Origin of the sequence: Arthrobacter sp. (genome assembly GCF_030540645.1) — a bacterium.
Classification (GTDB): domain Bacteria; phylum Actinomycetota; class Actinomycetes; order Actinomycetales; family Micrococcaceae; genus Specibacter.
In genome coordinates this window covers 1-7,589 of sequence record NZ_JAUNVV010000077.1, presented here as the reverse complement: position 1 = coordinate 7,589, position 7,589 = coordinate 1, and the positions used below count along the sequence as shown (strand labels likewise).

Genomic DNA, 7,589 nt, shown 5'->3' with positions numbered 1-7,589 from the left:
ACTTCCTGCGGGAGTCTGCCCGGAAGCCGCTGCCGGGGTCCATGCCCAGCGTGGCCACGATGGAGGAGGCCCGGCAGCTTGTGGCAACTCAGGATGAGAACCCGTTGCTTGACATGGATCAGCTGCCGTTCGATTCCAGCTATGAGCCGCCAACCCCCGGCACCGGCATTCCAGTCACGGTGGGCCGGCCGATGGCGGACGTCTAGGGCGTCCTGCCCACTGCGACTCCGCCTGCCATTCACTGCGACGGCGTGCCAAGCTGGCGGGGGCGTGTGGAATTTCACACGCCCCCGCCAGCTTGGCACGCCGTCGAGTTCAGCGGCCGCGGTTCCCCACCGCGGCCGCCACCTTGTCCGGGACGAAGCGACTCAGCGCCACGATGGTTGCATAGCGCTTGGATGGGATGGAGACGGCCTTGCCTGCCGCATTGTCCGCCAGACCTTCACGCACCACCGGTTCGACGTTGAGCCACATCCACGGTTTCACCCCGCCCATGTCCGCACCCATGCGCTGGTGGAATTCGGTGTGCACGAATCCAGGGCACACTGCAGTCACCTTCACGCCGTGGGGACCATACCGCAAGTTCGCCGACCGGCTAAAGTTCGTCACCCACGCCTTGGCAGCACCGTAGCTTCCCCGCGGTATGAATGATGCGACGCTTGAAACGTTGATGATCCGGCCATGACTTCGGGCCCGCATCCCGGGCAGCACGGCATGAATGAGTTCCATGGGGGTGCGTACGAGGATGCGCAACTGCGCAGCTTCCTCCTCCACAGTGTTCTTTTCGAAGGGCTTGACCATGCTGAAACCGGCATTGTTCACCAGCACAGAGACGGGCCGGGCAGGGTCCGCCAGCCGGGCACTGACGGAAGCAACGCCGTCGTCCGTGGTGAGGTCCGCGGACAGCACCTCCACTTCCACCCCAAAGTCACTGCGCAACCGCACGGCCTTGGCCTCAAGCCGTTGGGCGTCCCTAGCCACCAGCACCAGGTTGTGCTGGGATCGGCCCAGCTGCTGGGCGAACTCGGCCCCCAGCCCGGAGGTGGCCCCTGTAATCAATGCAACGTGTCGCTTCAACTAAGCCTCCTGCGGAAAGTCGGTGTATTGGGTGTACAAGTCCAGGTGGTCTGCAATGAAGCGGCGCACATAATTGCAGTGCGGGATGATGCGCTTACCTGCCGCCACCACGTCATCCAGCGCGTACCTGGCCAGCACCATCGGCAGACCGCCGTCCTCAAAACCGGGCAGGGCTTGTGAAGCGACGATATCGGTGTGCCCCGGCAGATCCTGGAACGTCATGACCACTGCCAATTCATCTGCTGCAAAAAGTTCGTACCGGTGCCGGGCATCGTTGCGCACCATCCGCACGTTGGCGTCAAAGCAGTCTGATTCCTGGCTTGTGTTCACTCTCATAAATCGAGCTTGGCACAACCGACAGGTGCTGGCAACAGCGTTCTTTAGCTGCGGTTAAGCGCCTGCCCCACCCTGCCAAAGAGCGGTGAACGGGGCACCGGAAACCACCCGGTTTTTAATGCCCTCCGTGACAAAGGCCTTCGCTGTCCGCGCGGCTTCCAAAGCGGTGGCCCCCTTGGCCAGTTCGGCGGTCACAGCGGCAGCGAGCGAACATCCAGCGCCGGAGACGGCCACCTCCCCCACCTTCGGCGCGGACAGGACCTCTAGGGTTTCCCCGTCAAAGAAAACGTCGACGGCGTCCGCGCCAGCCAGCCGCACCCCACCCTTGGCCAGCACTGCCGCACCACTGATTTCATGGATTTTGCGGGCCGCCGCCTTCAAGTCCTCAACATTGTTGATTTCCATGCCGGAAAGGGACTCGGCTTCAAAGTGGTTCGGCGTGACAAAGGTGGCCAGCGGCAGGATCTGTGCTTTCAGTGCCTTATCGGTATCAAGGGCGTGGCCAGGCTCCTGTCCTTTGCAGATCAGCACCGGGTCCAGGACCACATTCTTGAAGGCTGCTGCTTTGAGTGCAGTCTCTACCGTGCTGATAGTGGCGGGGCTGCCCAACATCCCGATCTTGACAGTCTCCAGCAGTGTCGGTGCGCCAGAAGCTGCACCGTAGGCCGCCAACGTGGCTTCCAATTGGTCGGCGATGACCTGCTGGTCCACCGGCACGAAGCGGTGGTTCCAGTTGTCCTTGGGGTCAAAGGACACGATGCAGGTCAGATTCACGATCCCGAAGACGCCAAGTTCCTGAAACGTCTTCAAATCTGCCTGAGCGCCGGCACCGCCGGTTGCTTCGGATCCGGCAATGGTCAGGGCGAGTGCAGGGGCTTTTGTTGTCATGGAGACTATCTTGCCACTTTGGCGGCCCTACCAATGTTGCTCCGCCACCGGTAGATTCTTAATTTGTGCGAGAAATTCCACTACGAAACTAAGGACAACGCCATGGACATCGATTCCACCGCTGTGGTTTTCATTGAATTCCAGAATGACTTCACCTCTGAAGGCGGGGTGCTCCATGACGCCGTCAAGGACTCCATGTCAGCCAACGGCACCTTGGACAACGCCGAAAAGGTCTTGGCAGCAGCCCGCCAAGCAGGTGCCACGGTGATCCATTCGCCCATCAGTTTCGCCCCCGGGTACAACGAAATCTCCAAACACCCCTACGGCATCCTCAAGGGCGTGGTGGACGCGACGGCATTCGTGAAGGGCGCTTGGGGAGCGGAAATCATGGACCGTTTCGCCCCGGCAGAGTCCGACATCATCATTGAAGGCAAACGCGGCCTTGACGCCTTTGGCAGCACGAACTTGGACTTTATCCTGCGCTCAAAGGGCATCAAGACGGTTGCCCTGGCGGGCTTCCTGACCAACTGCTGTGTGGAGTCCACCATGCGGACCGCCTACGAGCGTGGCTACAACGTGGTCACGCTGACGGACGCCGTGGCAGCCACCAGCGTTGAAGAGGGGGAATCCGCAGTGAAGTTCGACTACCCCATGTTCTCCACACCCACTACGTCGGCGGAGTTCATTGCAGCCCTGGCTTCGTCAGCAGACGTGGATGATTCCTCCAGGGGGTACGAGGGCGTCTCCTAGACACAAAAAAAGATCCCCTGCACCGGATACGGTGCAGGGGATCTTCTGCGACTGGTGGGCCCTGCGGGGCTCGAACCCGCGACCCACGGATTAAAAGTCCGATGCTCTACCAACTGAGCTAAAGGCCCGACCTAATGCCATCTCCTTAACAGTGAATCCACTGTGTAAAAGTTGACGCATATTAGACTACCGCACGCCGTGCACCAGAATGCAATTCAACCCCGGGGAAACCCGCAGACCACCCTTGCAGTACCCGCCTGAGCAACGGCTCACTCGACCCTGAACCACAGCCGGAGTAGTGTCGTGTCATGAACGATCAACCAGCCAGCAGCGCTCCCCGCCCGCACAAGCCAGTGCCTTTTTCGCCGGCCGACTTTGAATCGTTTGCCGGCGGCACCGATCCGGCGCGCGTGTCCGAGGCCGCACACTTGGCCGCCCGCGCGCTGGTGCACAGCGGAAGGGCCAGCAACGACCCTGAAATCACCAAAAGGCTGGTGAAACTTGCGGACCGGCAGGGGCTTGAGGCCATTGCAGAAATGTGGGCAGCCAGCCCGGCGCGCTCGCTTCCCGGGGCACTTTGGCGCCTCTACGCACTGCGAGCCGCCACATTGCAGGACCCCGAGGGCATTAGCGTCTTCTTCCGCGCAGGGCAGCAAAAAGCCCAGGTGGCCAACGCCGTCGCCGGTGTTGCCGAACCGCCGGGAGCCGAGGAAATCACGGCCATGTCCAACGCCATTCTTTCCGGCGCCTTCGACGGTGAGTTCGATGTCGCACTGGAGCGTTCGGCGGCTTTTTGCCGGGTCGTTGCCCTGGGCCAGGCCACACTTGCCGAGGAACGCGGGGCCGCCCACCCCGAACATTCAGCAGCCCTGACGAAAAAAGCCCGCCAGCTGGTCCGCACGGCCGAGGATCTTGAAGGCGCCGCAAAATCATGGCGAATGGGCGAACTGGACTAGTAAAAACAGGCTCCAGTTGACAGTCGGGGCTGGACGTACAAGACTAAAGGCGGTGTCGAACCGTGGAACCCCCGGGCTCCATTTTATAGCCGCTACGAGCGGCCTAGTGCCGAGAGGCGCTCCCGGTTCGGCACCACTTTTTTGCCCAGATCCAGACCGCATTTTTGCGCAGAAGTCCACCACAACAAAGGCCTCATTGTGAAGCTTCGACTTTTCCCCCAGGAGACTGCCGGGCTTCAGGCACTGGCTCGTATGGCGGAGCAGATTTTGGCGGGTACGCACACCCTGGCGGAACTGCTAGGGGCGGGCCGGGGCGACTTTGCCGCCCTCACCGAAACTTTGCGGCGACAGGATGCGGCATCAACTGCCGACTTTGCAGCCCTGCTGACGCGTATGCGCACAAGCTTCATCAATCCGCTTCCGCGCGAGGATCTGTACGCCCTGGGCAGGTTGTTGAATGAAACCAGTGAGATTCTCACCGGGGCCGGAGAAATCATCGAGCTGTACGCCCTCGACCGGACACCGGCCCGCATCAGCGACCAGCTTGAAATCCTCTCCCGCCAGGCAGAACTCACCACCGCCGCCATGAGAAACCTCAACGACCTGGACAGTCTTGAGGACTATTGGTTGGAGGTCCTGCGTCTGGGCAAGCGCGCCGACCACACCCACCGGGTGCTGGTTGCCGAGCTGCTTGAAGCCCACAGCCCCGCCACGTTCACTAAATACAGTACGCTGGCCGGCCAGTTCGCGGCCGCCAGCAGGCAGATGCGCGCCGTTGCCACGCAAGTAGGCAGCATCATCGTCAAGGAATCCTGAGCTTGCTGGCTTTCCTGCTCGGCGCCGTGATCGTCGCGGCGGCAATTTTCGCCTTCCTGAACGGTTTTCGCGACGCCTCGGCCGCCGTCGCACTCTCAGTTCGAAACCGCGCCCTGACGCCCACCATCGCCGTCATTCTCGCCGCCGTGTTCAATGCCCTGGGGGCCCTTGCCAGCGTGGTCTTGGCGGCCAGCTATGCCGACAAACTGTTCACCGTGCCCACTGGCCGCAGCGGCCTGGTGCTGCTCCTCGCCGCACTGATCGGTGCCAGCCTGTGGGGTATTTACCTGTGGTGGCGCGGCTTCCCGTCCTCCTCCACCCATGCACTCATCAGTGCCGTGGTGGGCGCGTCCCTGGGCTCGACGGCGTTGGGGCATCCCCCGCTGGAGGGCATCAACCTCACGCTGCTCACGCTCGTGCTCCTGCCGTTGTTGGTCTCCCCCGTGCTCGCGTTCGTGCTGGGTTTCGCCGCCGTTTACCCCACCTCCTGGGCGGCACGGAACACGGCTCCCAACATGGTCAACCGGCGCAGTCGGCAGCTGCAGTCCGTGGCGGGTGCCGCCGTCGCCTTTGGACACGGACTCCAAGACGGCCAGCGCACGACGGCGGTTGTCCTGTTCGCCCTTGTAGCCGCCGGTGCCGCCGGGGTCGGGGAAGTACCTTTGTGGGTGCCGGTGTTCACGGCTGGGATGCTCGCCGTGGGCACGCTGTTCGGCGGTTGGCGCATCTCCTACACTTTGGGGCACCGTTTGGTCAGAATGGACCCCATGCGCGGCTTTGTGGCGCAGATGGTGGCTGCGGGCCTCCTGTTTTTCGGCGCCATCGGCCTGCACATGCCACTGTCCACCACGCACACCGTCACGGCTGCCATTGTCGGAGCCGGGGCAAACCAGCGCTTCTCCGCCACGAACGGCCGGATGCTGCTGCGGATCGCCGGCGCATGGGTGGCCACACCCCTTGTCTGTGCAGGGCTCGGTGCGGTGTTCTTCCTGGCCCTGTCTCCGCTGGCGTAGCGCCTGAATCCATACTGCAGCTGATGCGGGTGTCCGCGCTCGCCACCCGCATCAGCTGCAGTAACAACCAAGGCTGGCACGATCAGACGCTTCCTGCCTTGATGATCTCCGCGTGTAGGCGCAGCAGCGGCGCCATCCTGTCTACAGGACCGCGGCCAAGTCCACATTCGGTGGCCACCCCAAACTCCGCCAGTCCGGCGGCAGCCAACGCCGGGCGGGCCGCCGCTATACGGCGCAGACCTCCCTCAGTGCCATCCTCGTGGTGCACAAGGCCAAGATACAGAGCTGTTTCGGGATGCAGTGCCAAGGCGGCCATTGGCGCGAAGTAGGCTTCGTCGTCGCGCTCGATCGGCACGGGCAACTGTAGAAAGCCGATAGGGCGTGCCACGCGCGCTGACAGGGCGTTGGCAACTGCCGTCAGGTTTCCGGCGTCGGCAGGTTCCACAAAGTGTTTCTCTGCAACATCCCCGTAGCAAAGGTGGAAACCAAGCTGCACGTGCTCAGGGACAGTTGCGGCGACCTCGGCGGCCATTGTGGTGACGGCCTCGATGATGGTCTCGGCGGGCGCCTCGGCACCGTCCGCCAAACCCTCTATGAACCAGGGGAAGGGCTTGCGAGCACCCATGGCAACCTGCTCGATGTAGGAGAACTCGGTGGCCAGGTCGATCTGGATGGCCAAGTCCTCGGCCGGGATGGCCGCTGCGATGGCGGCGATCTCCTTGCAGATCGCGGCGGCATACAACGGGTAGACGGCCGGGCGGTCGGCCGGGACCACATAGACCGAGAGCGGGGCCAGTGGGGTGGGCAGGCAGACTTGGAACCGGGCGCCTGAGGGTATGGTTCCGGCTTCACGGAGGGCCTTGAAGTCCTGGTAGCCGGCGAGCGCAGCATCTGCGTAGCCCAGCGGTCCGAACACAAGCTCTCCCGTGGGGACGGTGCCATCCAGCATCAGGGGCCGCACGTCGAAGCCCGCGAGCATGATCGGAGCTCGCGGGATGCGCTCCAGCCCGGCAACGGCGTCGAACTTTGCGCCTTGGAACAGGATCCAATGGAAGCGTTCGCCCACTTCACCGTCGGGGTAGCGCGCCACCTGGCCGGCGAGGTTTTCTGCAACTATGCGCAGCGAATCGGCTGCCGTGGGCTGGTTGATGGATCCTACGAGGTGGGCGCCGCGCACGGCTGGAAGTGAAGTCATGTTTCAAGCGTATCGCCGGGCGCTCCAGCAGCGATTTCCCGCCAGCGCCAGCCGCTGTCAGCCGAAACGGCCGGAGACGTAGTCTTCCGTGGACTTTTCCCGTGGATTGTTGAAGATGGTGGCCGTTTCGGCGAATTCAATCAGCTTTCCGGGTTTGCCGGTGCCTGCGATGTTGAAGAAGGCCGTCTTGTCGGAGACGCGGGCGGCCTGCTGCATGTTGTGGGTGACAATGACAACCGTGTATTCGTCCTTGAGCTCATTGATGAGGTCTTCGATGGCGAGCGTGGAGATGGGGTCCAGTGCGGAGCAGGGCTCATCCATCAGGATCACGTCCGGGGAGACGGCGATGGCGCGGGCAATGCACAGCCGCTGCTGCTGACCGCCGGAGAGCCCGGAACCGGGCTTCTCAAGCCGATCCTTGACCTCATTCCACAGGTTTGCCCCGCGCAGCGAACCCTCCACCAGCTCGTCGGCGTCGCTGCGTGAAATGCGGCGGTTGTTCAGCTTCACGCCGGCCAGCACGTTGTCGCGGATGCTCATGGTGGGGAACGGGTTGGG

Annotated in this window: 9 protein-coding genes and 1 tRNA gene; 4 read left to right on the top strand and 6 right to left on the bottom strand. The window is 62.9% G+C overall.

Annotated elements, in window-relative coordinates; all coding sequences use genetic code 11:
- Window positions 1-315: 315 nt before the first annotated feature.
- Genes Q4P21_RS13015 through Q4P21_RS13005 form a run of 3 tightly spaced genes read right to left on the bottom strand, consistent with a single transcriptional unit; the run spans window position 316 to window position 2,301 of the window.
- Window positions 316-1,077, bottom strand: a complete 762-nt coding sequence (locus Q4P21_RS13015) for an SDR family oxidoreductase (protein ID WP_303389185.1) — start codon at window positions 1,075-1,077, stop codon at window positions 316-318.
- On the bottom strand, window positions 1,078-1,413 hold the full coding sequence (locus Q4P21_RS13010) for a GNAT family N-acetyltransferase (protein WP_303389184.1): 336 nt from the start codon (window positions 1,411-1,413) through the stop codon (window positions 1,078-1,080). It lies immediately after the preceding gene.
- 54 nt (window positions 1,414-1,467) lie between these two features.
- Entirely contained in the window at window positions 1,468-2,301 is an 834-nt protein-coding gene (locus Q4P21_RS13005; RefSeq protein ID WP_303389183.1) for a hydroxymethylpyrimidine/phosphomethylpyrimidine kinase, read from the bottom strand.
- Window positions 2,302-2,364: 63 nt separating this feature from the next.
- On the opposite strand from Q4P21_RS13005, the gene Q4P21_RS13000 reads away from it, so the two are divergent.
- Window positions 2,365-3,051 (top strand): cysteine hydrolase, encoded by a 687-nt coding sequence (locus Q4P21_RS13000; protein ID WP_303389182.1) that lies wholly within the window; start codon window positions 2,365-2,367, stop codon window positions 3,049-3,051.
- A gap of 52 nt (window positions 3,052-3,103) precedes the next feature.
- On the opposite strand, the gene Q4P21_RS12995 is transcribed toward Q4P21_RS13000, so the two are convergent.
- A tRNA-Lys gene (locus tag Q4P21_RS12995) sits at window positions 3,104-3,179 on the bottom strand.
- Window positions 3,180-3,359: 180 nt separating this feature from the next.
- Here Q4P21_RS12995 and Q4P21_RS12990 point away from each other — a divergent pair.
- The 3 genes from Q4P21_RS12990 (at window position 3,360) to Q4P21_RS12980 (ending at window position 5,836) form a co-directional block, all read left to right on the top strand.
- Window positions 3,360-4,007 (top strand): hypothetical protein, encoded by a 648-nt coding sequence (locus Q4P21_RS12990; protein ID WP_303389181.1) that lies wholly within the window; start codon window positions 3,360-3,362, stop codon window positions 4,005-4,007.
- A gap of 198 nt (window positions 4,008-4,205) precedes the next feature.
- The gene (locus tag Q4P21_RS12985; protein WP_303389180.1) at window positions 4,206-4,823 is read left to right on the top strand and encodes a DUF47 domain-containing protein; all 618 of its coding nucleotides are present in this window, start codon (window positions 4,206-4,208) and stop codon (window positions 4,821-4,823) included.
- 2 nt (window positions 4,824-4,825) lie between these two features.
- A complete protein-coding gene (locus Q4P21_RS12980) occupies window positions 4,826-5,836 on the top strand; it encodes an inorganic phosphate transporter (RefSeq protein WP_303389179.1) in 1,011 nt (336 codons plus the stop codon).
- A gap of 82 nt (window positions 5,837-5,918) precedes the next feature.
- Here the strand turns inward: Q4P21_RS12980 and Q4P21_RS12975 are convergent, their stop codons facing one another.
- Window positions 5,919-7,031: a hypothetical protein gene (locus Q4P21_RS12975; RefSeq protein WP_303389178.1), complete on the bottom strand. Its 1,113-nt coding sequence runs from the start codon at window positions 7,029-7,031 to the stop codon at window positions 5,919-5,921.
- 57 nt (window positions 7,032-7,088) lie between these two features.
- On the bottom strand, window positions 7,089-7,589 hold a 501-nt coding region (locus Q4P21_RS12970; protein ID WP_303389177.1), incomplete at its 5' end, for a phosphate ABC transporter ATP-binding protein.

Excerpts from the sequence above, each read along its gene's own strand:
- Q4P21_RS13010 (WP_303389184.1), bottom strand. The coding sequence starts at position 1,413 with ATGAGAGTGAACACAAGCCAGGAATCAGACTGCTTTGACGCCAACGTG.
- Q4P21_RS13005 (WP_303389183.1), bottom strand. The coding sequence starts at position 2,301 with ATGACAACAAAAGCCCCTGCACTCGCCCTGACCATTGCCGGATCCGAA.
- Q4P21_RS12990 (WP_303389181.1), top strand. The coding sequence starts at position 3,360 with ATGAACGATCAACCAGCCAGCAGCGCTCCCCGCCCGCACAAGCCAGTG.
- Q4P21_RS12975 (WP_303389178.1), bottom strand. The coding sequence starts at position 7,031 with ATGACTTCACTTCCAGCCGTGCGCGGCGCCCACCTCGTAGGATCCATC.